This is a genomic window from Clostridium sp. KLE 1755 (assembly GCF_000466465.2).
Lineage (GTDB): Bacteria > Bacillota > Clostridia > Lachnospirales > Lachnospiraceae > Eisenbergiella > Eisenbergiella porci.
The window spans coordinates 1-770 of record NZ_KE992724.1 but is presented as its reverse complement, the minus strand read 5'-3'; the positions used below and the strand labels follow the sequence as shown (position 1 = coordinate 770).

The 770-nt window shown below is 47.0% G+C and carries 2 protein-coding genes; both read left to right on the top strand.

Annotated elements, in window-relative coordinates:
- Positions 1-183, top strand: a 183-nt coding sequence (locus tag HMPREF1548_RS30250) for a hypothetical protein (RefSeq protein ID WP_207644064.1), incomplete at its 5' end; no start/stop codon positions are given.
- Positions 150-437 carry a helix-turn-helix domain-containing protein gene (locus HMPREF1548_RS16195; protein WP_021637420.1) on the top strand — a complete coding sequence of 96 codons (288 nt, stop codon included), beginning with the start codon at positions 150-152 and terminating at the stop codon, positions 435-437. The genes HMPREF1548_RS30250 and HMPREF1548_RS16195, both read left to right, overlap by 34 nt.
- Positions 438-770: the final 333 nt, after the last annotated feature.

The window sequence follows — 770 nt, the reverse complement described above, 5'->3', positions numbered from 1 at the left end:
CCCACAAACCACACTCCCAACTGCCCGAGGGGTATCGAAAAGCCCAAAGTCCAAATGAGACTGATGAGGAAAAAAAGAAATGATTGTGAATGTACTGAACAGTTGCAAAAGCAGAAAATTAAGTTGTATCAGGAAAGAAGGAGAATGAGATGGATGTTTATGATCAAAAGAAAGAAGAGTTGAAGCTTGCGGAGGTTCTTATGTGCAGAATATCCAGTCAATTGTCTGCGCATAACTGGTCTTTGAAAATTTTGTCTGACAAATCCGGTGTACCGTATGAAACTATCAAAAAAATTGCCAGTGGCAAGATCTGTAATCCTTCATTAAAGAGTGTCTTAAAGATTTCCCTTGCTTTCGGATGTACCATTGATTATCTCGCCGGCCTTGATGACATCTCCGCAAAACAGGGATTCCTTGCCACATCCGAATGGATGTAGATAAAAACCTTGGCGGGCCGCCTCTCTTTGCGGGCTGTGGAGCCTGGGACTTTGCCCGGAGACGGCGGGGCGGTTTTGTCCCTTCCGGCTGCGGGGGGCGTATTTCGTGTTCCATTGGAAAAAAAGGAGATGTTTCTTACTGCCCCGGAAGGACAGGCTTCTGTCGCCCCTAGCGGCTTGTCTGACGAATCCTGAAGACGATAGCCGCACCAATACCTGCCGCTGACAAGAAAATATAATATGCGGCTATCATCGAAGGATGAGGAGTTCAGCCGCGCTGACAGAAACCTGTCCTTCCGGGACAGTTAGAAACACCCCTTTTTTGAGACTGGA

Excerpts from the sequence above, each read along its gene's own strand:
- HMPREF1548_RS16195 (WP_021637420.1), top strand. The coding sequence starts at position 150 with ATGGATGTTTATGATCAAAAGAAAGAAGAGTTGAAGCTTGCGGAGGTT.